This is a genomic window from Pseudooceanicola sediminis (assembly GCF_003575965.1).
GTDB lineage: Bacteria > Pseudomonadota > Alphaproteobacteria > Rhodobacterales > Rhodobacteraceae > Pseudooceanicola > Pseudooceanicola sediminis.
Map to the genome: position 1 here is coordinate 21,811 of NZ_QWJJ01000004.1, position 23,590 is coordinate 45,400.

At 63.6% G+C, this 23,590-nt stretch carries 22 protein-coding genes; 10 read left to right on the top strand and 12 right to left on the bottom strand.

Annotated elements, in window-relative coordinates; all coding sequences use genetic code 11:
* Entirely contained in the window at positions 1-828 is an 828-nt protein-coding gene (locus DL237_RS05270) for an ABC transporter permease (RefSeq protein WP_119398007.1), read from the top strand.
* A gap of 253 nt (positions 829-1,081) precedes the next feature.
* On the opposite strand, the gene DL237_RS05275 is transcribed toward DL237_RS05270, so the two are convergent.
* The 3 genes from DL237_RS05275 to DL237_RS05285 are packed head-to-tail and all read right to left on the bottom strand — an operon-like array spanning position 1,082 to position 4,521.
* A complete protein-coding gene (locus tag DL237_RS05275; protein WP_119398008.1) occupies positions 1,082-2,113 on the bottom strand; it encodes a PDR/VanB family oxidoreductase in 1,032 nt (343 codons plus the stop codon).
* Positions 2,110-3,444, bottom strand: coding sequence for a Rieske 2Fe-2S domain-containing protein (locus DL237_RS05280; RefSeq protein WP_119398009.1), 1,335 nt, complete (start codon positions 3,442-3,444; stop codon positions 2,110-2,112). The genes DL237_RS05275 and DL237_RS05280 overlap by 4 nt, the downstream gene beginning before the upstream one ends.
* Positions 3,445-3,453: 9 nt before the next feature.
* Entirely contained in the window at positions 3,454-4,521 is a 1,068-nt protein-coding gene (locus tag DL237_RS05285) for a nitrilase-related carbon-nitrogen hydrolase (protein WP_119398010.1), read from the bottom strand.
* A 272-nt stretch (positions 4,522-4,793) separates the two neighbouring features.
* Here DL237_RS05285 and DL237_RS05290 point away from each other — a divergent pair, with 272 nt between their 5' ends.
* The 3 genes from DL237_RS05290 (at position 4,794) to DL237_RS05300 (ending at position 6,907) form a co-directional block, all read left to right on the top strand.
* Positions 4,794-5,471 (top strand): GntR family transcriptional regulator, encoded by a 678-nt coding sequence (locus tag DL237_RS05290; protein ID WP_119398011.1) that lies wholly within the window; start codon positions 4,794-4,796, stop codon positions 5,469-5,471.
* Between the two features lie 363 nt (positions 5,472-5,834).
* A complete protein-coding gene (locus tag DL237_RS05295) occupies positions 5,835-6,449 on the top strand; it encodes an NIPSNAP family protein (RefSeq protein WP_119398012.1) in 615 nt (204 codons plus the stop codon).
* Entirely contained in the window at positions 6,446-6,907 is a 462-nt protein-coding gene (locus DL237_RS05300; protein ID WP_119398013.1) for a RidA family protein, read from the top strand. Before DL237_RS05295 ends, DL237_RS05300 begins: the two co-directional genes overlap by 4 nt.
* A gap of 23 nt (positions 6,908-6,930) precedes the next feature.
* Here DL237_RS05300 and DL237_RS05305 read toward each other — a convergent pair whose 3' ends face one another.
* The 3 genes from DL237_RS05305 to hydA are packed head-to-tail and all read right to left on the bottom strand — an operon-like array spanning position 6,931 to position 9,946.
* Positions 6,931-7,857 (bottom strand): LysR family transcriptional regulator, encoded by a 927-nt coding sequence (locus DL237_RS05305; RefSeq protein ID WP_233544876.1) that lies wholly within the window; start codon positions 7,855-7,857, stop codon positions 6,931-6,933.
* Positions 7,854-8,495 carry an aspartate/glutamate racemase family protein gene (locus DL237_RS05310; RefSeq protein ID WP_119398014.1) on the bottom strand — a complete coding sequence of 214 codons (642 nt, stop codon included), beginning with the start codon at positions 8,493-8,495 and terminating at the stop codon, positions 7,854-7,856. Before DL237_RS05310 ends, DL237_RS05305 begins: the two co-directional genes overlap by 4 nt.
* On the bottom strand, positions 8,492-9,946 hold the full coding sequence (gene hydA / locus DL237_RS05315; RefSeq protein ID WP_119398015.1) for a dihydropyrimidinase: 1,455 nt from the start codon (positions 9,944-9,946) through the stop codon (positions 8,492-8,494). Before hydA ends, DL237_RS05310 begins: the two co-directional genes overlap by 4 nt.
* 251 nt (positions 9,947-10,197) lie before the next feature.
* Between hydA and DL237_RS05320 the strand changes: the two genes are divergently transcribed.
* From DL237_RS05320 to DL237_RS05330, 3 genes are all read left to right on the top strand, one after another.
* The gene (locus DL237_RS05320; RefSeq protein WP_325048629.1) at positions 10,198-10,656 is read left to right on the top strand and encodes a TfoX/Sxy family protein; all 459 of its coding nucleotides are present in this window, start codon (positions 10,198-10,200) and stop codon (positions 10,654-10,656) included.
* A gap of 109 nt (positions 10,657-10,765) precedes the next feature.
* Complete coding sequence (locus DL237_RS05325; protein WP_119398016.1) at positions 10,766-10,951, top strand: YqaE/Pmp3 family membrane protein; 186 nt, start codon at positions 10,766-10,768, stop codon at positions 10,949-10,951.
* A gap of 175 nt (positions 10,952-11,126) precedes the next feature.
* A complete protein-coding gene (locus DL237_RS05330) occupies positions 11,127-11,609 on the top strand; it encodes a DUF4112 domain-containing protein (protein ID WP_233544877.1) in 483 nt (160 codons plus the stop codon).
* 530 nt (positions 11,610-12,139) lie between these two features.
* On the opposite strand, the gene ndk is transcribed toward DL237_RS05330, so the two are convergent.
* Entirely contained in the window at positions 12,140-12,562 is a 423-nt protein-coding gene (gene ndk, locus DL237_RS05335) for a nucleoside-diphosphate kinase (protein WP_119398018.1), read from the bottom strand.
* A 434-nt stretch (positions 12,563-12,996) separates the two neighbouring features.
* Here ndk and DL237_RS05340 point away from each other — a divergent pair, with 434 nt between their 5' ends.
* The 3 genes from DL237_RS05340 (at position 12,997) to DL237_RS05350 (ending at position 16,197) form a co-directional block, all read left to right on the top strand.
* Positions 12,997-14,856 (top strand): ABC-F family ATP-binding cassette domain-containing protein, encoded by a 1,860-nt coding sequence (locus tag DL237_RS05340; RefSeq protein WP_119398224.1) that lies wholly within the window; start codon positions 12,997-12,999, stop codon positions 14,854-14,856.
* Between the two features lie 64 nt (positions 14,857-14,920).
* Entirely contained in the window at positions 14,921-15,538 is a 618-nt protein-coding gene (locus DL237_RS05345; RefSeq protein WP_119398019.1) for a MarC family protein, read from the top strand.
* 77 nt (positions 15,539-15,615) lie between these two features.
* The gene (locus DL237_RS05350) at positions 15,616-16,197 is read left to right on the top strand and encodes a retropepsin-like aspartic protease family protein (RefSeq protein ID WP_119398020.1); all 582 of its coding nucleotides are present in this window, start codon (positions 15,616-15,618) and stop codon (positions 16,195-16,197) included.
* 31 nt (positions 16,198-16,228) lie between these two features.
* Here DL237_RS05350 and ntrX read toward each other — a convergent pair whose 3' ends face one another.
* From ntrX to dusB, 5 genes are all read right to left on the bottom strand, one after another.
* Positions 16,229-17,656 carry a nitrogen assimilation response regulator NtrX gene (gene ntrX / locus DL237_RS05355; protein ID WP_119398021.1) on the bottom strand — a complete coding sequence of 476 codons (1,428 nt, stop codon included), beginning with the start codon at positions 17,654-17,656 and terminating at the stop codon, positions 16,229-16,231.
* A 7-nt stretch (positions 17,657-17,663) separates the two neighbouring features.
* On the bottom strand, positions 17,664-19,883 hold the full coding sequence (locus tag DL237_RS05360; protein ID WP_119398022.1) for a sensor histidine kinase NtrY-like: 2,220 nt from the start codon (positions 19,881-19,883) through the stop codon (positions 17,664-17,666).
* Positions 19,884-20,036: 153 nt separating this feature from the next.
* Complete coding sequence (locus DL237_RS05365; protein ID WP_119398023.1) at positions 20,037-21,410, bottom strand: response regulator; 1,374 nt, start codon at positions 21,408-21,410, stop codon at positions 20,037-20,039.
* Positions 21,410-22,510: a two-component system sensor histidine kinase NtrB gene (locus tag DL237_RS05370; protein ID WP_119398225.1), complete on the bottom strand. Its 1,101-nt coding sequence runs from the start codon at positions 22,508-22,510 to the stop codon at positions 21,410-21,412. Before DL237_RS05370 ends, DL237_RS05365 begins: the two co-directional genes overlap by 1 nt.
* Before the next feature lie 32 nt (positions 22,511-22,542).
* Positions 22,543-23,571: a tRNA dihydrouridine synthase DusB gene (dusB, locus tag DL237_RS05375; protein WP_119398024.1), complete on the bottom strand. Its 1,029-nt coding sequence runs from the start codon at positions 23,569-23,571 to the stop codon at positions 22,543-22,545.
* Positions 23,572-23,590: the final 19 nt, after the last annotated feature.

Genomic DNA, 23,590 nt, shown 5'->3' on the forward strand with positions numbered 1-23,590 from the left:
ATGGCTGCCATTCCCGACACCAACCTCGACCGGTTCGAGGATACGCGCACGCCCCTGCGGCGCGCCTTCGATTCCATCCCACCATCGCTGCTGACACTGATCGCGCTGCTGGTCTTCTGGGAAACGATGGTACAATGGCGCAACATCCCCGAATATATCCTGCCCGCGCCATCGGCCATCGTCGAGGTCATGATCTCCTACTGGCATCGCCTCTGGCCGAATGCACTGGTGACCCTGGGTGAAATCGTCTTCGGCTTCTTCTGCGCCGTCTGCATCGGTGTGCCGCTGGCCGTCGCCATCGTCTATTCCCATTTCATGCAGCGCGCCATCTATCCGCTGATCGTGATGAGCCAGACCATCCCCAAGGTCGCGATTGCACCGCTGCTGCTGACCTGGTTCGGCTATGGCGTGACGCCAAAGATCGTCATCGTCGTTCTGCTGTCCTTCTTTCCCATCGTCATCAACTCGGTCATGGGTCTCAAGGCAACGACGCCCGAAATGCTGCACCTGGCGAAATCCATGGGCGCGAACGGCTGGCAGACCTTCTGGAAATTCCGCCTGCCCAAGGCATTGCCCAGCATCTTTGCCGGGCTGAAACTCGCCACCGTGCTTTCTGTCATCGGGGCCATCGTGGCCGAATTCATCGGCGCCGACAAAGGCCTCGGCTATCTGATCCTGATCGCGGGCGCCAACTTCGACATCGCCCGCCAGTTCGCCTCGATCATCCTGATCTCGATCATGGGCATGGTGTTCTTTGCAGTGCTGTCGCGCGTTGAACGGATCGTCGTGCCCTGGCGCCAGGGGTCCGACCTCGCGGGCGAGGGCTGACACCCCTTACCAGCCGGCGCATCCCCGTGCGCTGGCTGGCTCCCAGGGCAAGGTGTCAGGGGTGCTCCCCCCTTTTCAGCTTTCCCCAACTTCATCGCCCCGGCATCGTGTCGGGGCGAATTTTCATGGGGCGGCAGCGACCGGGCCGCCCTCGCCGCGCCTTTCGTTGCCGCGACCGGGTGGAACACCGCAAACGCAAATGGCCCCGTCAGGGGCCATCGCGTTTCAGTCTGCCTTGGATCGTGCAGCAGGATCAGAGATCCAGCACCAGCCTGTCGCTCTGCGCCAGTGAACAGCAGATCATCATGACATTGCCGCGCTCGCGTTCCCGCGCGCTCAGCACGTTGTCGCGGTGATCCGGTACCCCCTCGATGACCCGCGTCTCGCAGGTGCCACAGACGCCCGACTGACAGGAATAGGCAACGCGGATACCCTCTTCCTTCAGCACCTCCATGATGGTTTTTCCGGCCGGAACGACCACTTCGCGCCCCGAACGTTTCAGCACCACGGTAAATCCCGTTTCGGCACCTGCAACGTCGGCCCCGACAAAGCGTTCGACATGCACCAGTTCCGCCGCGCGGCCGCGCCCCAGAACCTCGAAGGCGTCGATCATCGGCACCGGACCGCAGCAATAGACATGCGCATCGGCAGGGACCCGGGCGAACTGCGCCGCCAGATCCAGCAGCGCACCGGCCTCGTCATCGACATGCAGATGCACCCGCCCCCGGCCCGCATCCAGCTCCGCCAGCACATCCAGAAACGCGGCGTTGGCGCGCGCACGCACCGCGTAAACCAATGACCAGTCGGCCTGTCTCGCCTCAAGATGGCGGATCATCGACAGGATCGGGGTGATCCCGATGCCCCCCGCGAACAGCACTACAGGCGCACCCGTGTCGGCCAGTGCAAAGGTATTCCGGGCCGTCGTGACCTCCAGGATATCGCCCACGCGCAGGCGCTCGCAGATGTATTGCGACCCGCCCGTACTCTCGGCATCGCGGTTCACCGCGACCACGTAGGCGTTGCGTTGTTCAGGCCCGTTGATCAGCGAATAACTGCGGATCAGATCGCCCGGCAGCGCCAGATCGACATGCGCGCCGGCCTCGAACGCCGGCACCCGGTCGCCCGTCACGGGGTGCAGCTCGACCGATCGGATGGTCTCGGCCTCGTAGCGGATGGCCTGTACCCGCATGGCCAGTGTCTCTGCCTGAAACCCCACGGCGCCCCCTTTCAAACGTGGCACCGGCGCATCCCCTGCGCCGATGCCCGTGGCAAAATGTGCCGTCATTCGGCGGCATCCTTCGGAGCGACATAGCCCTTGGCCTTTGCCATCTGTTCCTCGTATCCGTCCAGCCAGTCGGTGCCCTTGGGCAGCACGATGTCACCTCCGCGCGCCGCACGGGCATATTCGGGATGATCGACGAAATCGGGCAAGACCTTGTTGTCCCGCCAGTCCTGCGCCGCGTCCAGCATGACCCGACGGGTCAGGATCACCATGCGATCGGATGCGGCCAGGTGCTCCATCGTGCGGTCCACGACGTGCCCCATGCTTTCCTGAATGGCCTGGTCCTGCAACGGCACGCCGACGATGCCGGTATAGCTGTCGCCATTGCGCTGCCATTCCCGGTCGATGCCATAATCGTTGGTGACATCCTTGACCGGGCGCCAACGGCCCTTCCAGTCCGTCGTGGTGGGCAGGTATTCGACAGGGCGGGCAAGGCCGCCGACGGGCTGGCCATCCTTGTATTTCAAACCCTTGCGACCACCCCCCGTCGCGCGCGACAGGTCGATGTTGAAAATCATGGTGCTGTCGTCATCGATCGGCACCCAGGCATTGACCGTCTTGGCCTCGCCCAGATCGCCGCCACCGGGATAGGTCACCCAGAACGGGAACAGATAGCAGGCATAGCGCTGATGCTCATGCCCCTCCATCGCGTCACGCTGCGCGGAATACATGGTGCCGAAGTTCGTCGTCGTGACGTTGATCTTGGGGGCCTTCTCGGTGACCGTAAAGACCTCCGGGTCGTCCAGGTCCAGCTTTTCTCCGTCGATCCCGCCCATGTGCAGGAACCCGAGGTGAGAGGTATCCACATCCCCCTCCAGCGCCTGCATGTAGTTGCAGTCGCGGTGGGTCAGGGCGATGTTTCGGTCATCCCCCTCGCCCATGATCGCGTCGATCTCGGGCAGCTCGGGCGGATTGTCCTGGCGCTCGCCGAAATAGGCAAACACCAGCCCGCCGGATTCACGCACCTTGTAGGCATAGGCCGGGGTGCCCGCCGGGTATTTCGACTTGTCCTCGAGGTTCGGCTGGTCCAGGCATTTGCCCTCCACGTCGAACTTCCAGCCGTGATAGGCACAGCGGATGCCGCCCAATTCGTTGCGGCCAAAGAACAGACTGGCGCAGCGGTGCGGGCAGCGGTGATCAAAGACGCCGACGCGCCCCTCGGTATCGCGGAACGCGACCAGCTTTTCACCGAGGATCATCAGGCGCATCGGGTCACCGTCGGCCTTCAGCTCCGACGACAGGCAGACCGGCGTCCAGAACTGGCGAAAGAAGTCACCCATCAATGTCCCGCGCCCGACGGCGCACAGATCGACGTTTTCCTCTGCTGTAATCATCTCAATCTCCTAGTGTTCAACAGTCGACAGCGGCTCGGAGGCTCCGGCCGGCAAGGGGGTCAGAACGCCGCTGCGCTCAAGGTTGGCGCGGGCAACGGCGATGGCGGCGGCCGTCTCGGCAACGTCGGCCATCGGCGCGTTCAGAAAGTGGTCAGCGGGATAAAAGCGCGCCTGTTCGTAGAACGGCACGTACATTTCGTACCGGGCACGCAGGTGCGGGTTTGACAGGCCGGTGTCGGCGCGCCGGTCGCGGCGCAGCGCGTCGATGTCGATCAACGCGCTTACGGCGATGCTCTCTTCGGCGTCCTCCTGAAAGGCCAGCGTCTGGCCAAGGTGGTCGATGATATGCGACCGCCCGCCGACATGGGTGCCGTCAGGCGAAAATCCGATCGGCCCCGCGATATTGGCCGACACCATGGCAACCATGTTTTCCGACACGCGGCACAGTTTGGCGGCCTCCTGCGCCTCGCTGAAACGCGAATTGGTCGGGTGCAGGATGACCTCGGCCCCCTGCATCATCATCACGCGCGCCACCTCGGGCACGTTGATTTCGCCGCACGGAATCACGCCCAGCCGCCCCAGCGGCGTATCGACCACCGGGAACACCTGGCTCTGCGGGGTCGCCGCCAGGTAATCGGTGCGGAAATCATGCACGCTCGGGAAAGCCGCAGTATTGATGCGACGATAATTCAGGATCACCTCACCCGCCGGGTCGATGATGAAAGAGGTGTTGAAATACCGCCCCTGCCACTCCTGCGGGGCTTCAAAGGCATTGCCGGCGATATAGATGCCCTGCCGCCGCGCCAGTGCCTGCAAGGGCGCGACAACGGGTCCGGGAATGGTGATGCAGGCGCGCGCGATCCACTCCGCTACCGGCATTCCCAGGGGTGGCCCCTGCATTGCGAACTCAGGGAAGACAACCAGCGCGGGTTTGTCGGCCGTGTCACAGGCCGCCTCGATCAACCCGACCAGCCGGTCCCGGTTGCGGGTGATGACGGCACGCGCCGCCTCTGCGTCCTCAGCCTCGCAGGCCCGTTCGGCGCGCATCTGGATACAAGTGGCTCGCCAAGGTTTCATGTCTCGCTCCCGGTTGCTGTGCGTCAGTTGGTCGGCATCTCTTCATTGCCCACCAATGGTATACCACTGACATTCACGGAAGAACCCGGTGATTTCAAGCCTTCTTTCCTCAAAGCCGCCGATTTTCGGGATCGCCACAGGCGCGGGTGCAGAAATGCGGCATACGCGCGGTGAAAAAAACTGCTGGAATACAGCCACAATACCTCGGGCCTTCCAACCGTACGCCATTAAGTATAAAGAACAGCACACGTTATGCGAATGGAGGCCCCCGGATGACTGTTGCTGCGACTCTGCCCGCCAAGGCGAACGATGCGAGGCCGAACCTGACCGAACAGGTCTATGAGCAGTTGATCCAGATCCTGATCAACGGAGAGTTGCGCCCCGGTGACGTGATCGTCGAACGCCGGATGGCCGAACGTCTGAACGCCTCGCGCACCCCGATTCGAGAGGCCCTCGGGCGACTCGAAGCTGAACGCCTGGTCTACAAGCAGGCCAATCGCGGCGTGACCGTCTCTCCCTTCTCGACCGAGGCCCTGATCGAGATCCTCAACGTCCGGCAGCTGCTGGAGGCCGAGGCCGCGCGCCTGGCTGCGGGCCGTCTGCCCAAGGCTCGGATCGAGGTGATCCGCCAGGCAATGCAGACACTGGCCGACAAATCCGATGCCACCCTTGCCGATATCTGGGATGTCGACGACATGCTGCACGGTGAAATCGCCGACGCCTCCGGCAACGAATTGCTGGCAGGCATGATCCGCGACCTGCGCCGACGCACCCACGTGCTGAACGCGTTTCGCAGCCCGCATGAATCGACCTTCGACCTCGCCGAGAATACCAAGCTGCTCGACACGATCGAAAGCGGCGACAGCGAAAGCGCCCGCGCGGCCATGGAAACCCACATCACCAACGTCAAGATCGCCATCATCAACCGTCTGACCGGCATCTCGCGCTGATCCCTGGGCCGCCTCCTCCGCAGGCTCTGGCGCGTCCCCGGCAGGACGCGCCCCGCATCCCGGGCGCCACCCCCCCCCCTGATCCCTACGGTCGTACCGCGGCCTGACATCCCGCGGCCTGTCGTCACTTGGCCACTCCTCACTGGCCCGGCTCCACGCAGCCCGCCGGGCGCCAGCGCATGACGCAACCTTTTGCGCCGCGCCACGCCCCGCACGGTAATTTTTGCAATTCCCGGGTCTCTCGTGCCTTGCCATGTCCTGTTTCTTGTGGAACTTAATTGGTATACCGACGGAACACATTCAGCACACACCTGACGCTCCCCATGCCAGACCGGCCCCATTTGCCAAACCCGAAAGAGAGACATGATCTACGATCTGACCACCCTCGCCCTGCTGCCGAACAGGCTCGGCGCCGTGATGCCGAAACTTGCGGATGTCTATGCCAATTTCTCGTCCACAGGCACGCCGCTCGGCTGCTTTTCGATCGAATTCGGCGCGCTTAATCGCTTTCATTTCCTGACCGAATACGAAAACACCGATGCCCTTCAGGCCGAACGCGCCCGCTGCCTTGAACATGACGACCCCTACGGGCTGTCCGAACACCTCGGCGGTATCGAACGCACCGCGTTCAAACCGCTCAGCTTTGCCCGCCCCCTCAAGCCCGGCACCTACGGACCGTTTTACGAATTTCGCATCTACACCATCGCCCCCGGCGGCCTGCCTGAAACGGAACAGGCCTGGGCCAAGGGCATTCCGCTGCGAGAAGAGCTTTCTCCCCTGCTCAGCATCATGGGCTCGGTCGAGGGCGCGCCGAAAAAGATGATGCACATCTGGCCCTACGCGTCGCTTGATGCGCGCGCCGCCGCCCGCGCCGAGGGGTCTAAACGCGGCATCTGGCCACCGGCCGGCGGGTCCGCGCATCTTACCTCGTTGCAGTCCGAACTGGCTGTCGCCGCCGCCTGCTCCGATCTGAAATGACGGGCTTTCCCCTGCCGCAAAGCCTGCTCGACACCCTGCCGCCGCCCCCGGCGCCGGTGGGGATGTTCATGCCCGCACGGACCTCGGGCGGGTTGGTCTATCTGTCGGGCCTCGCCCCGCTGGATGATGATGGCCAGCCGATGACGGGCAAGGTCGGGGCCGAGGTAACGCCCCACGAGGCGCGCCTGAGGGCACGTCGCGTCGGCCTCGCCCTGCTGGCGAATTTGCGGGCCGAGGTGGGGGACCTGAACCGGGTCGATCGCGTGGTCAAGATGCTGGGCCTCGTGAACGCCACACCTGATTTCACCGGGCATCCGCAGGTCATCGACGGCTGCTCCGAAGTGTTTTTCGAGGCGTTCGGCCCGGATGCCGGGCGCCACGCCCGCACCTCCATGGGTGTCGCGTCCCTGCCCGGCAATATTTCGTGCGAGGTCGAACTGATCGTCGCGCTAAGGTGAAATTTTGCGGCCCGGTGCCGCCCTCAGGTTCCGGGCAAACGCGTCGCCTCCAGCGCCGCGCGCAGATCGTCGACATAGCGCGCCACCAGCCCGGTTTGCGGCATGCCGCGCCGCGTGATCACACAGGCCGTAACCGATGTATCCGGCACGAAACGGCGAACCACCAGAGCGTCGCAGCGGCTCGCGGCGGCCGACCATGGATCGACCACCGTCACCCCCATCCCCTGCCCGGCCAGCGCCGCCGCCGTGGCACAATAGCGCACCTCGATGCGTGGCGAAAACGGTGCCTCGTCCGCCTCGAATGCCGCCTTCACCTTGCGCCCCAGGTGCGATTCAAGCTCCAGCGCGATGAACGGCAGCCCGGCAAGATCGCGCGCCCGGACGTGCCCGCGCAGGGCCAGCGGCCCGTCCCCGGGCACCAGCGCCACCATCTGCGTGCGTCGCAGGGGCGTCAGGTTCACCACGCCGCGATGATCATCCTCGGCCAGCGCCAGACCGACATCGGCCTGCCCGCTCTGCACCGCCTCGATCACGCTGGACAGCCGCCGCACATCGTAGGCGACCGAGGCATCCGGGCGCGCCTCCAGGAAATGCTTCAGCGCCATCGGGGCCACCGAATATCCCAACGGCGGCGTCGACACGATGCGCAGGCGGCCGCGTTTGCCCTGCGCCATGTCACGCGCGCGCTGGCTGACGGTGCGCATCATTGCAAAAACCGGCCGGATCTCGTCGAACAGGGCCTGTGCCTCGGGCGTCGGGCGCAGGCGGCGGCCCGTCCTCTCGAACAGAACCAGCCCCAGCAAATCCTCCAGCTGCTTCAGCGATGCCGAAACGGCAGGCTGCGATATCCCCAGCTCGGCGGCGGCATCCACGGTCGTGGCGCTGCCCATCATGGCGGCAAATATCTCCAGCAGGCGCAGTGGAATGTCCGGCAGATCATGCTGGCTCATCCGGTGACCGCGCCCATTGCCATCGCGGCCGCTGCGACCACCGGGTCGATCACGGCCACGCCGATCTCCGCCTCCAGACGGGCCCGTATGGGCGCCATCCCGGCACATCCCAGTACGACTGCGCCCGCCCCAAGGGCACGCAGCTGCCTGCCCAGATCGACGCACATCGCGAATACCTCAGCGTCCCGCCCCGATGCTGCGGCAGACACGCCGGGCAACGCCAGCTCTCCGGCAAAGCGGCTCTCGACCCCCATCAGGCGGATCTTGCGCCGGTGCCGCACCATCGGCCCGGGGGCCAGTGCGATGATGCCAAAGAGGTCGGCGCGCCCAAGCGCCGTAAGGATACCGGCCTCCTGTATGCCGATCACCGGGCGGGCCTGCGCGGCCCGCGCCAGATCCAGGCCGGGGTCGGAAAAGCAGGCACTGACATAGGCATCCGCCCCGCCTTGCCCGACACGCGCCGCGAACCCCAGTCCGGCGCGCGCCACGTCCTCTTCGCTGGAAATGGTGGCTGGGCCATCCGGCAGATCCTCGACCGCGAACCGCACCCCGGCAGGCGCCAGGGGCGCAACGGCCTGTGCAATGCCCTGCGTCACCTCCGTCGATGAATTGGGATTGATGATCAGGATCGTCTTCATCGCAGCACTGCACCAAAGTTCTGCGCCGGGTCGAACTCCTTGGCGGCATACCCCGGCCTGGCGCGCAGATCGGCCGGGGCACGGCGGATAAAGCGGCCACGTCCCTCCGTTGCTTTCAGCACGCCATGCTCGACAATGCAGTCGCCGCGGTTCATCACGATTTCGGGCGCGCCGGTCATCTCCATCCCCTCGAACGGCGAATAATCCATGTTGTCATGCTGATCGCTTGCGCGCAGCGTTTTGCGTGTCTCCGGGTTCCAGATCGCGATATCCGCGTCCATTCCCGGCGCAATCCGCCCCTTGGTGGTACAGCCAAATGTCTTGGCGGCGTTGGTCGAGGACAGGGCCACGAACTGTTCCAGCGTGATCCGGCCCTTGGCGACGCCTTCGGAAAACAGGTACGGCAGGCGCGCCGCGATCCCCGGCATTCCGTTGGCGATCCTGGGATAGGCCGCATGCGCCCCATTTGCGAACTTGCCCGTATCGTCAAAGCGATACGGGGCATGGTCCGACGATACGCTCTCGAATGTTCCGCTGCGCGCATGGGCCCACAGCGCCTCTTGCGTGGCGTGGTCACGCAGCGGTGGCGAACAGATGTATTTCGCGCCCTCCATCCCGTCGCGGTCCAGGTCGTCGCGCGTCAGGGCCAGATATTGCGGGCAGGTTTCCGCGAACAGCTTGACGCCAGCGGCCTTTTCCCGCCGCACGATCTCGGCGCCGCCAGCGGTGCTGACATGCACGATGAACAAGGGGGCATCGGCCAGCTTGGCCAGGGCAATCATCCGGTTGATCGCCTCTTCCTCGGCAATTTCCGGGCGACTGACGGGGTGGTATTTCGGCGCGCTCAGCCCCCGTTGCGCCAGTTGCTTGTTCATCCATTTCACCATGCCGTCGTTTTCGGCATGGACCATGGTGATGGCGCCATGCGCCCTCGCCACCGTCAGGATATCCAGCATGGCCGCATCCGGCAGCACCAGCGCATCATAGGTGGTAAACACCTTGAAGCTGGTGATCCCCCGCTTGAACGCGCGGGGCAGTTGCTCGGCCAGGACCTCTTCCGTCGGATCCGATACGATCAGATGATAGCTGAAATCCAGCACCGAGCGCTGCGCCCGCGCGTCGTAGGTCTCGATCACGTGCTCGATCGACTGCCCCCTGTGCTGGGCCGCAAAGGGGATAAAGCTGGAATTGCCGCCGAATGCCGCAGAAACCGACCCGGAATAGTAATCGTCCGCCGTCATCAGCCCTGTCGCGCTCTCCTGCGCGATATGGGCATGGGCCTCGATCCCGCCGGGCATCACGATCCGCCCCCCCGCATCGATGCGCCGCGTGCCGCCGCTCAGGCGTTCGGCCACCGCGGCGATGCGGCCATCGCAGATCCCGATGTCGCCATCAAAGAGAAAATCCGCCGTGGCGATCTGGCCGCCGTGGATCACTGTATCGAATTCCATCCTGCTCTCCGGTTCCTGAATGGCTGCATCCTGGCTATCTGGTGGCGGCTGGTTGTCAGACCGACCAATTGGCGCCTGCCCCTGCCCCGCCTGCACCCACGCCCACGCGCGGCGCGTCAGGGAGGGTGCCGCCCCCTTGATAGGCGCGGAAAAAGCGATGACAATATAATTCCAGAGCATTGGTCAGGTATTAATATAACCAGAACTTATATTGCCAAACAGACGGGCAACAGGACCCCGAGATATGCCCTGTGCCAACGGGCTTGACCGCCGCGCGCCAAGCCCGCAGCCTGTCCGGCATGAGCGCCATTCGCACCATTCGCAACCTGGGCCCCAAGTCCGAAGCCACCTTCGCCCGCGCCGGGATCACCTCGGCCGAGGAACTGCGCAGCATGGGCGCCGACCAGGCCTACCTGGCCGCGATGCGCGCCGGGATGCGGCCCCATTTCATCGGCTACTACGCCCTCGTCCTCGGGCTGCAAGGCCGCCCCTGGACCGATTGCACCGGCTCGGAAAAGACCGCGCTGCGCAAGCAATTCGATGCCCTTTGCAGGCAGGGCCTGACGACACCGCGTGCCGCCGCCAGCGACGGCCTGCCCGATGCGCTTGCCACCTTTCTGGACCAGATCGGGGTCGGCACGCCGGGCCAGTCACAGGGCCAGTCGCTGGGCCAGTCACAGGGCCAGTCGCCGGGCCAGTCGCTGGACTGACGGCCCGCGCCCCGGCAAAGGCCAAAGCAGGGTCAGGGAAAGCGCAACGGAACTATCGCCCGGCCTTCTCCGTTAAAGTGGTAACTGAAAACGGAAAGGACGACCCACAATGGAACGTACACGTGACCCGATCGGCGCCGACCTGCTCCGCGTCCTCATCGCCATCTTTCTGCCGCCCGTCGGCGTTTTGCTTCAGGTCGGCTTCGGCAAGCATTTCTGGATCAACCTTGTACTCACCCTGCTTGGCTATATCCCGGGCATCATCCACGCCCTCTACGTGATCCTGAGAGACTGACAACATGGTCGCGCGCGACACGACACAGGACACGACACAGGATCTGCCCCAAAACGGCGCAACCCCGGGCCTGGCACAGACGTCAGCAAAGACGTCGCCCGCCCCGGATGCGACGGGCAAGGCGCCCGTAGATCCATCGCGCCGAGCGCGCGCGTCGTCCGCCGTGACAGCATCGTTGAGGGCGCGCTCAGGATCGGAACGTGGAAAGGCAGGCACCGCGTCCCGCGCGGATCCTTCAGGCTCAGGCCCTTCCCAAGCGGGCCCTACTCACGCAGGCGCCGCGACCAGTCCCGAATCCGCCGAACGCCACGCGCGACTGCTGCGTCTGGAAAGACTGGCGCGGAACCTCGACAGCGCCCTGCGCCTGCCCGGCACGCCCATTCGCTTTGGCTGGGATTCGATCGTTGGCATCATCCCCGGTGTCGGCGATACGGTGATGCTGCTGCCTGCGCTCTGGATCGTGATGGAGGGGTGGCGCATGGGGGTGCGCAAGCGGGCCCTCAGCCGCATGGCATTCAATACCGGTGCCGACTGGCTGATGGGCAGCGTTCCCCTGCTGGGCGATATCTTCGACATCGGCTGGAAAGGCAATCTGCGCAATGTCGCGGTGATACGCCGTGAGCTTGAGCGCGAGATGGGACGCTCATCCCGCCGCTGACGCATCGGCCAGAAAGGGCCAGAAAGGGGCGGCACGCGCCAAACGCTGGCTGCTGACAACCCTTCACCGAAACACACCGAAGCTGTCTTATCCGATTGCGCGAGTCGGCGCGAAGAGACGGTGGGCAGCGATGGTGCGCAGAGACTTTGCACACACCGGCCCCCTCGTTCAACGGCTGCGAGCCTCGTTCTTTGTCACCTGTACTCGGTCTTTGCCACCTGTGTATGATTGCCACCTTTGTATGATTGCCTGAGCAAACCGCCGACAAGGAGAATGGAAAAGGCCGCCCCAAGGGGCGGCCTTTTTCATTGGCACGTCACGGAGCCATCGGTCCAGACATCAACCTTCGCGCCTCTCTACCCTGCCTTCTCTGCCCTATCTTCCCTGCGATAGTCGGAGAGGCTTGTCAGCGCGGACCGGTCAAGGCAGAGCCAGTCCTCGCCCAGCTTGCAGTCGAGCGGCGTGTACTCGGGCGGGTTGAACGTGGTCCCGCGACCATCCTGCCGGTCGCGGGACCACGTCGGGCCGGTTCAGCCGACCAGTTCGAGGCCGGAGAAGAAGAACGCGATCTCGACCGCAGCGGTTTCGGGCGCATCCGAACCGTGGACCGAGTTTTCACCGACCGATTCCGCGAAATCGGCACGCACGGTTCCGGGCGCGGCGTCCTTGGGGTTGGTGGCCCCCATCACTTCGCGGTTTTTCGCGATGGCGCCTTCGCCTTCCAGCACCTGCACGACGACCGGGCCGGACGCCATGAATTCGCACAGCTCGCCGTAGAAGGGACGTTCCTTGTGCACTTCGTAGAAGACGCCCGCCTGTGCCGGGGTCATCTGGATGCGCTTGGAGGCGACGATGCGCAGGCCGGCATCTTCGAATTTGGCGGCGATCTTGCCGGTCAGGTTGCGGCGGGTTGCGTCGGGCTTGATGATCGAAAGGGTGCGTTCGAGGGCCATGGTAAATCTCTCTCTGTCGTGGGCCGCGCCGAAAATCCGGGGCAGCGGAATAATCCGCGCCCGCCTAACATGAGGCGGGCCGCTTGAAAAGCCGGGATGTGGTGCGCGATCTCGCCACCGGGAGGGGGCGCTGCCCCCGCCTGCGGCCCCCCGGGGTATTTCAGGCCAGATGAGAGAGCCGCAGGGTGCCCCGTTTCGGGCGAGATCCCGGGGCGCGCGGGCGCGGCATCGGCGGCATCGTCACCGATCGCGATGGCGAACTGCACCGCCCGGATACCGCCAAGATACCGACGCAGGCACCGACGTTGCAATTTCGCGCATCGGCCTTGTTTCACGGCGGTGTTGTGCGGATTTGCTGCGCTGCCGCACCGACGGTCTGCGCGCACCGACAACGCCCGATTGACGCCCCCCTCCGCTTCGGGCAGAGAGCGTGCATGTTACGCATCCAGAACATCACCTACTCCGTCGCCGGCCGCCCCCTCATCGTAGAGGCCTCCGCAACCATTCCCGAAGGCCACAAGGTCGGTATCGTCGGGCGCAACGGCGCCGGCAAATCGACCTTGTTCAAGCTGATCCGGGGAGAAATGCCGCTTGATAACGGCGAGGTCACGCTGCCCGCAGGCGCGCGCATCGGCGGCGTCGCCCAGGAGGTTCCCGGCAACGAGGTCAGCCTGCTGAACACCGTCCTTGCCGCCGACACCGAGCGTGCCTCGTTGCTCGAGGAGGCCGAAACAGCGCGCGATCCCAACAGGATCGCGGAAATCCAGACGCGGCTGGCCGATATCGATGCATGGTCGGCGGATGCGCGGGCGAGCTCGATCCTGAAGGGTTTGGGGTTCACCTACGAGGAGCAGCAGCAACCCTGCTCAGCCTTTTCCGGGGGCTGGCGGATGCGCGTGGCCCTTGCCGCGGTGCTGTTTTCGGCGCCCGACATCCTGCTTCTGGACGAGCCGACCAACTATCTCGACCTGGAGGGGGCGCTGTGGCTGGAGAGCTATCTGGTGCGGTATCCGCATACCGTTCTGATCATCTCTCACGATCGCGGTCTGTTGAACCGGGCCGTCAACCACATCATGCACCTGGATGCCAAGAAACTGACGCTTTACGCCGGACCCTACGATCAGTTCGTGCGCCAGCGGGCAGAGAAGCGGGCCCTGCTGGCCGCGGCGGCCAAGAAACAGGATGCCAAGCGCGAGCACCTGCAAGCCTTCGTCGACCGGTTCAAGGCCAAGGCCAGCAAGGCGAAACAGGCCCAATCGCGCGTCAAGATGTTGGAAAAGATGGAGAAAATCACCGCGCCCGAGGATGAGGCGCGCACGGTTTTCACCTTTCCCGAGCCAGAGGAGCTGTCGCCGCCGATCATTTCGGTCGAGGCGGCCTCGACCGGATATGGCGAAACGGTCATCCTGCGGGGCATGAACCTGCGGATCGATCAGGACGACCGCATCGCGCTGCTGGGGCGCAACGGCGAGGGCAAGTCGACCCTGTCGAAGATGCTGTCCGACCGCCTTGCGCTGATCGACGGCAAGATGATCCGGTCGAACAAGCTGCGCATCGGGTTCTTTGCCCAGCACCAGGTCGATGAGCTGATCGTCAACGAGACCCCCTTGCAGCACCTGATCAGCGCGCGTCCGGGTGAACAACAGGCCAAGTTGCGCGCACGCCTTGCCGGATTCGGACTGGGCGCCGATCAGGCCGAGACCGAAGTGGGCCGGCTGTCTGGTGGCCAGAAGGCACGGCTGTCGCTGCTGCTGGCGACGCTGGATGCGCCCCATATGCTGATCCTCGATGAACCGACAAACCACCTCGACATCGAGAGCCGCGAGGCGCTGGTCGAGGCCCTGACCGCCTATAGCGGCGCCGTGATCCTCGTCAGCCATGACATGCACCTGCTCAGCCTGGTCGCCGACCGGCTGTGGCTGGTCAAGGATGGCCGGGTCAACCCGTATGAGGGCGACCTGGAATCCTATCGCCAGATGTTGCTGACGCCCGAAAAACCCAACGTGGGCAAGGACAAGGCCAAGGTTGCGGAGAAACCGAAGCGTGCCACGCGAGAAGTCCTGATGGCATTGCGCGCGGACGTTCGCAAATGCGAAGAACGGCTCTCTAAGCTGAACGACATGGGTGACAAGCTGTCATCGCGTCTGGCGGATCCGGCGCTTTACGAATCCGAGAAAGTCGGCGAGCTGGCCGTCTGGAACCGCAAGTACGCGGAAGTGCGCGAGGCCACCGAGCGCGCCGAGGCCATGTGGATCGCGGCTCAGGAAAAGCTGGAAAAAGCCCAGGCGAACTAGGCGCAGTCCGCAAATCGCCACGGCGGGCTTGGCAACTGGCCCGCCAGCGGGGCATAGATGGCATATGGATACAGCTTTCCTGATCACCGCATTCGTCACCCTGTTCGTGATCATCGATCCGATCGGTATGACCCCGCTCTTCATCGCGCTGACCCAGGGGCAAGGCCGCCAGCAGCGGCGCGCCATCGCCGTACGTGCCTGCGTCCTTGCCTTCGGGATCCTGGCCGCCTTTGCGCTGTTCGGCGAACAGGTGCTTGGGTTTGTTGGCATTTCGATGCCGGCCTTTCGTATCGCCGGTGGCCTGTTGCTGTTTCTGACCGCGCTGGACATGCTGTTCGAACGGCGGACCAAGCGGCGCGAAGATCAGAGCGACCAGGCCGAAGCACCTGATCCGTCCGTCTTTCCCCTGGCCATTCCGCTGATCGCCGGTCCGGGCGCCATTGCAACCGTCATCCTGCTGGCAGGTCAGAGCCCTGGGATCAGCGGGTTGGCCCTGGTGCTGGCGGTCACGGCCCTGGTACTTGCGGTGGTCTTTGCCCTGTTCCTGACCGCGAGTCCGTTGGAAAACGCTTTGGGGCGCACCGGGATCAACGTGGTGACCCGGCTGCTGGGGATGCTCCTGGCTGCGCTGTCGGTGCAATTCGTCCTTGATGGACTGAAGGCATTCGGGTTTGCCGCCTGACCGCTTCACCGTCTTTCACGCAATGGTTTGCACCGTGGACGATGACATCCCCTGCCCCGCCGCTTATATCCGCTGGTATGAGTGGGAATGAGATCGGACAATTAAGCTATCTGCTGGTGCTGCTGCTAGTCGTGGCGGGGTACTTCTTTGTGTCCAACCGCGATCGTGTCGGGCAGATGGCACGGCACGCGCTGCTTTGGGCGCTTATCTTCGTCGGGGTCATTGCCGCCGTCGGCATGTGGGACAACATCCGAACCACGCTGACACCGATGCAGCACCTCAGCGCGGATGGCGCCAGCGTTCGCATCCCCCAGTCAGCCGATGGGCATTACTATGTCACGCTTGAGGTCAACGGCACCGCCCAGCCCTTTCTGATCGACACGGGGGCCACGGATATCGTGCTGACCCGCGCCGCTGCGCAAAACATCGGAATAGACCCGAATGCGCTGGTCTATTCCGGCAGTGCAGGAACAGCCAACGGCATGGTGCGCACTGCGCCGGTAACGCTGGATACTGTCGCGCTCGGCCCGGTCACCGACACCAATGTTCGGGCCATGGTCAATGACGGTGACCTCTTTACCCCCCTGCTCGGCATGTCCTACCTGAACCGCTATGCCAAGATCGAGATCGGGAATGGCGCGATGACCCTCGTGCGCTAGCGACCGCGCCGCCGGGGCCATGCACGCCCGATCATTCCGCGGCGGTCGAGCTTTCATCCATTTCGTCTTCGATACGTGCGATCCGACCACCCGCGCGGGTCATCGTGACAACGTTCAGCGATTTCAACTTGCGATGCAGGGCGCTGCGTTCCATTCCGACGAATTGCGCCGTTTTCGAAATATTGCCCCCAAATCGGTTGATCTGGGTCAGCAGGTATTCCCGCTCGAACGCTTCGCGGGCTTCACGCAGCGGCAACATCGCCAGGGACCCGGAAAGGACCACGCGCCCTTCGCCGTCTGTACTGCGGTCCTCTTCGCTTGGCACCTCGCGCACGTCGATTTCCCCCGTACCATCCCCGAGGATCAGGATCCGTTCAATCACGTTGCGCAGCTGACGCACGTTGCCCGGCCAGGCCATCGTCTGCATCAAGGCCGCCGCCTCGTCCGACAGATGACGACGAGGCAGGCCCTGCGTCGCGTTCAGAACCTCGATGAAATGATCTGCAAGCACCGGAATGTCATCGCGACGCTCGGACAGCGAGGGCACGAAAACCGGTACGACGTTCAGGCGATGATAGAGTTCCTCGCGAAAACGGCCGGCTTGGATTTCCTGCTCCAGGTCGCGGCTGGTCGAGGACAAAACGCGCAGGTCCACCCGTACCTTCTCGGCCCCACCGACGCGCAGGAACTGTTGATCAACCAGCACCCGCAGGATCTTGGACTGTGTGCCGACCGGCATGTCCGCCACTTCATCAAAGTAGATTACACCACCATCGGCCTGCTCCAGCAGCCCAGGCTCGATCCCGCGCTCAGGGCTTTCACGCCCGAACAGGACCTCTTCCATGCGGTCGGATTCGATCTGCGCACAGGACACCACCACGAACGGCGCCTCGGCACGAAGAGAGTTGGAATGCACATAGCGGGCAGCGATTTCCTTGCCGCTGCCCGAAGGACCGTTGAACATCACCCGGCCATTCGACTTGGTCACCTTGTCCAGTTGAGAAACCATGGCGCGGAAACCGGCGGATCCGCCGATCATCTCCGCCGCGCTGACTTCGCGCTTCTTCAGCTGGCTGTTTTCGCGCCGCAGGCGGCTCGTTTCCATGGCGCGCCCGATCACCACCAGCAACTGGTCGATGTTGAACGGTTTTTCGATGAAGTCGTACGCCCCCTGCTTGATCGCAGCGACCGCGATTTCGATATTGCCATGCCCGGAGATGATGATGATCGGGATCTCGGGATTGTCCCGCTTGACCGTCTTCAGGATGTCGATCCCGTCCATCTGGCTGTCCTTGAGCCAGATATCGAGGATCATCAACGCCGGCGGCTCCGCACTGATCTGCTCCATGCATTCGTCGGAGTTTCCGGCCAGTCGGGTCGTGTACCCTTCATCCTTCAGAATGTCCGAAATCAAGGCGCGAATATCGCGCTCGTCATCCACAATCAGAATATCACTCATCTTTACCTCATAGCTCATTATTTGCGGGGACCGGTTTCAGCGCCAGCCTTATCACGGCCATCGCGCCACGGTGGGGTTGCCCCCCCGTGACCGGCGCACCCTCAAATGCAGGTGCATCATCCAGCAGCAGCGAACCGCCATGCTCCTCGATGATTTTCTTGACGATAGGAAGACCCAGACCCGTGCCCTTGTCACGGGTCGTCACGTAGGGTTCGAACAGGCGTGCCCGGTCCTCGGGCAGCCCGATACCATTGTCGGAGATCCGGATGACCGCCTCGGGGAGGCGTTCTGTCTCGACCACCTCCAGAGAAACGTGGATTTCCGGCGACCAGCCCTCCGGGGCACCACGCTCGGCCATCACTTCAGTGGCTTCGCCCGCGTTCTTGATCAAGTTGGTCAGCGCCTGGCTGATCATTGTGCCGTCCAGCTCAGCGGGAACCTGGCCAGCCGGTATGCTCAGCGAAAATGCGACATCGGGCTGACCGGCCTGCTGCAACAAAACGGCATCGCGCAACAATGCAGCGATATCCTGATCGCGCCGCTCTGGTGTGGGCATGCGCGCGAACTTGGAAAACTCGTCCACGATGCGGCGCAGGTCATCCGTCTGACGCACGATCACATCGGTCAGGCTTTCCAGATCACCGCTCAGGTCGGGGTCCAAGTGGCGCGAGAATTTCCGCCGGATGCGTTCCGCAGATAGCTTGATTGGCGTAAGCGGGTTCTTGATTTCGTGCGCGATCCGGCGTGCCACGTCGCCCCAGGCCGCCATCCGCTGCGCCGTGACCAGGTCGGTCACATCATCAAAGGCCACCACGTACCCTTCACTTACGCCGTCTTCGTTCCGTCGGGTTGCCATCCGTACCAGCAGGTTTTCAAGCAGCCCGCCACGTGTGACCTTGACCTCTTCCTGGATCACCTGGCCGCCGCCGCTGCGCAGGGCTTCGAACATCGGGCCAAACTCCGGCACAGCGACGCTCAGCGCCAACGCCTGTTTCTCCTCATGCCAGTCCAGAAGCCGTTCGGCCGAGCGGTTGACGAAAGTGACATGGCCCTCGGCGTCGAGTCCGACAACGCCCGAAGTGACCGAGCTGAGGACGCTGTCGAACATGCGGCGGCGCAGTTCGATATGCGCGGTATTTTCCAGAAGAGCTTCGCGCTGCGTCTTCAGCTCTCGGGTCATCTGATTGAAATACCGGCTGAGCATCGCGAATTCGTCGTTCCCGGCCTCCTCGTAGACGCGCACATCCAGATCGCCACCGCCCACCTGCTGGGCCGCGCTGGTCAGGCGGCCCACGGGGCGCGACAGCCGCTCGGCGAACCACAGGCCCAGCCAGATGGCCGCAAGGATCAGGATCACGGCAAAGCCCAGGTACAACAGGCCGAACTCGAACAGAACCCTGCCCCGTTCGCTTTCGAGCTGTTGGTACAGCCGCACCGTCTCCTGCGTGTCGTCGAGCAGGTTCAGGATCTTCCCGTCGACCTGGCGACTGACGTACAGATAGCGATCAGGAAAGCGTTTCAGGGCCACCAGGGCACGAAATTCGTTGTTGTCCCAATCCTCGATGATCGCCAGCCCCTTGTCGCGGGCCTCGGCCATCCGGGGGCGCGACGGCTCCTCGTAGTCGAACAGGTACGAACGCTCGCCACGGGCCCGGATCTCGCCCGCGCCATCGATGATATAAGCCTCGCGCAGGCCACGCTGAATCTGGGACTGACCTGAGGTCAGAACCTGGCGCAGCTCTGCATCGCCGACAAAGAATGCCGCATCCCGGCTGGCGTCCAGCAGATTGGCCAGCGCCGTGGCATCCTGCGTCATGTCGTTGCGGTGTTCGTTTTCGTAAGCCTGCGCCGCCGCCAGAGAGCTGCCCACCACCTGGCGCACCCGATCCGAAAACCATCCCTCCAGCCCGATGTTGATCGTCAGCGCGGCAAACACGGCGACCGACACCGTCGGGATCAGGGCCATCAGGGTGAACACGCCGGTCAGTCGCAAGTGCAGGCGAGAACCCGCCGACTGGGCCCGGCGCGCCGCAACCATGCGGGCCACGCGCTGCATGACCAGCGCCGCGACGACGATGATGTAGACAAGATCGGCCAGCACGACGAGTCGCAAGGCGATCGCCGAACTGCCCTTGTCGAGCGGTCCAAGTACCAGAAATGTCGCCAGCACCAGCAGCGGGCCGAGGGTCACAAGACCCAAGGTCGCCACGTTCTGAACGCGCCTCATACGCTGCAACCGTGCGATACGGTTCCAGTTCAATTTACGTGCCCGGGTCGCCACAGGCTCCCCCCGCCTTGATGTGGCGCCCTAGAGCGCCATCCGCCATATTTTGTGACTCGTCATGGGATGTCCCCCATCGGCCACGGTTATGTGGCGATTTTACATCAACTTCCGGCGGCGTGTCACGCGAATATCAAGATCGGTGATCTTCTTGCGCAAAGTATTGCGGTTGATACCCAGCAGATCGGCACATTTTGCCTGATTGCCGCCTGTCGCCTCCAGAGCGATTTCGATCAAGGGCAGTTCGACTTCCTTGAGGATGCGCGTGTACAGACCCGGCGGTGGCAGCATGTTGCCATGCAGATCGAAGTAGCGGCGCAGATGGCGCGCAACAGACCCCGAAAGCTTTTCGGTATCGCTCTGCCCCCCCATCAACGGCTCGGTTTCAGGCTGATTGCCCAGAACGCTTTCGACTTCGGCGCGGCTGATCTCGTCTGTGCGCGCGGTCAGGACGAGACGGCGAATGGCGTTTTCCAGCTGGCGCACGTTGCCCGGCCAGGAATAGGTGCGCATCATCTCCAGCGCATCTTCGGCGAGGTAGCGCCGCATCGCGCCCTCGCGCTCTGCGCGGTGCAGGAAATGCTCGACCAGCAGCGGGATGTCGTCGACCCGCTCGCGCAGCGCCGGCACGTTGATGGTCGCCCCCGTCAGCCGATAAAACAGATCCTGCCGCAGATCGCCGTCTTCCATGGCGCGGTTGAGGTCGGTCTGCGACGTGGCCATGAAGCGTGGCAGCATGTCCTGCGGCCCATCCATCATGCGCACAATGCGGGCCTGCACCTCTCCGTCGATATCCGCGATTTCATCAAACAGGATCGTCCCACCTTTCGAGCGCGCCAGGACGCGTGCCGGGCCTTCGAGATCCTGAAGATCACCTGCGGAGACGGCGACAAAGGGCAGATTGCGCCGATCGCTGAAATCATGGATGGCCTTTGCGATCAGGCTTTTACCCGTGCCGCTTTCGCCCGCGATCAGCACCGGCAGATCCGTGTTCATCACGCGCGCGACGAGGCGATAGAGCGCCTGCATCCCGGCGGTGCGTCCGACGAGTGGCAATTCGTCCGGCCGTTCCTTTTCTTCGGCCTTGGGTTGCGCGGACGGCGTGCGCTGGCGCTGCTCCAATGCGCGGGCGGTCCGCTTCATCAGGTCAGGAAGGTCGAAGGGCTTGGGCAGGTAATCATAGGCTTCGGCTTCGGCCGCCTGAATGGCGGTCATGATGGTGTTCTGTGCCGAGATCACGATCACCGGCAGGCCGGGGCGATCCTGCGCGATCTTTGGCAGCATCTCCAGGCCATTGCCGTCCGGCATCATGACATCGGAAATGACAACATCGCCTTTGCCCTCGCCCACCCAACGCATCAGCGTTGTCAGGGAAGAGGTTGCATGGACCTTGCAGCCCGCGCGGGTCAGCGCCTGCGTCAGCACAGTACGGATCGTGCGGTCGTCATCAGCAACGAGAACAGTGCCGTCCATCAGTTCTTCTCCTTATCGATAAGCTCTTTCGGTGCCCGCGGCAGCGAAATTCGGAAAACCGTCTTGCCCGGAACCGAGGTGACAGAAATCCATCCCTCGTGATCCGAAATGATCTTGCTGACCAGCGCCAGGCCGAGGCCCGTGCCGTTTTCACGCCCCGACACGAACGGATCAAAGATATCGCCTGCAATATCCTCGGGCAGACCGGGGCCATCGTCCTCGATCTCGATCTGCAGCGGCAGGGACTTGCCCTTGCCGTCGGCACGGCGCAGCCGGAAACTGTGTTCGAAGTATGTGTGCAGACGGATCTTGCCGCCCTGCGCCCCGGCGGCCTGTGCGGCGTTCTTCAGCAGGTTCAGCACCACCTGCAACAACTGGTCCGGATCCCCATAGGCCAGCGGCAGCGACGGATCGTAATCCTCGACGATCTTCATGCTGCCGCCAAATCCCAGCAAGGCCGAGCGGCGCGCCCGGTCCAACACGTCGTGCAGGTTCACGGGCTTCATGTCGGGCATGGTCAGGTTGCCGAACTGTTCGACCTGCTCCAGCAGCTTCACCACACGGCGGCTTTCGGCGACGATCAGATCGGTCAGCTCCCGATCTTCGGAGCTGAGGTTCATGGACAGCAATTGCGCCGCACCGATGATGCCTGCCAGGGGGTTCTTGATCTCGTGCGCCAGCATCTCGGCCATGCCGATCGCGGATTTTGCGGCCGATTTGACGGAGTGGTCCTGTGTCATCCGCCCCGCAAGTTCGCGCGGGGAAATCAGGAACAACATGAACCCTGGGCGATCCGACAATGGCGATATCTGAAGATTGCAGTGCAACGGCGCCCGGTCACCCGTACCGACATCTACATCATTCACGAACAGGGGCGATGCTGTGGCGCGGGCGCGCTCGAACGCCTCTTCCAGGGGCGAGTCGATCATGACCCGTTCCCAGACCTTCTGCCCGCGAATGGATTTCGCCGAGGTGTTCAGGAATCCCTCGGCAGCGGGGTTGATCGACACGATATGATCATCGGGGTCCAGCAAAAGCGCCGGGACCGGCAGCGACACCCATACCGGTGTTTCTTCCACATCCTCGATTGCAGCCTGCATTTCCTCTGCGTCCAATTCGGTAACCTGGGTGTTCATGCAGCTGCCGCCTTGGTCGCTGAAGATGAAAGGGAATCGCCCGGTCCGCCCGTCGCGGTTCGGCGCCAAAGGGCATCCGGCAGCATCCGAAAAACCTCGGAGGGCGTCACCGACCGCAATATCTGGCCGCGCAAGGCCCCCGTGCAGCCCGTGTGGTCCATGTACCACCCCAGATGCTTGCGCGCGACGCGCGTGCCCAGATCGGTTCCGTAAAAGCTCAGCATGGCTTCGTAGTGGTCACGGACCAGCCGCACCAGCTCTGCGCCTTCCGGGGCATCGGGCACGGTCTCACCACGCAGCGCCGCCGCAACCTGCGCCAGCAACCAGGGCCTGCCCTGGGCCCCGCGCCCGATCATCACACCGTCGGCCCCGGACAGGACAAGCGCCTCTGCCGCGGTCACGCTGTCGGTAATGTCGCCGTTCGCGATGAGCGGGATGGATACAGCATCTTTGACGGCGCGGATGGCAGACCAATCGGCGCGCCCCTTGTAAAACTGGCACCGGGTGCGGCCGTGAACCGTGACCATCTGAACACCGGCCGCCTCGGCACGCTGCGCCAGTTGCGGCGCATTCACCGTGTCATCATCCCAACCCAGCCGCATCTTGAGGGTGACGGGCACTGCCACGGCCGCAACCACCGCCTCGATCAATGTCAGGGCATGATCCAGATCGCGCATCAGCGCCGATCCGGACAAGCCGCCCACGACCTTCTTTGCCGGGCAACCCATGTTGATGTCGATTATGCTGGCGCCTTGCGCTTCGACCATCCTGGCCGCCTCTCCGATCCAGTAGGTATCGCGCCCGGCAAGTTGCACGGACGTGCGGGACGAGCCAAAGCCCAGCTCGGCACGTTCACGGACGCCCGGCTTGGCCTGGACCATTTCCTGGCTGGCCACCATTTCGGAAACAACCAGATCGGCACCGAAACCCGACACGAGGTCGCGGAACGGACGGTCGGTAATTCCCGCTAAGGGAGCAAGACAGACGGGCTTTGCAGCTTTATCGTTCAGTGTTGAGAGGAACATGCCTAAACCTTGAGCAACA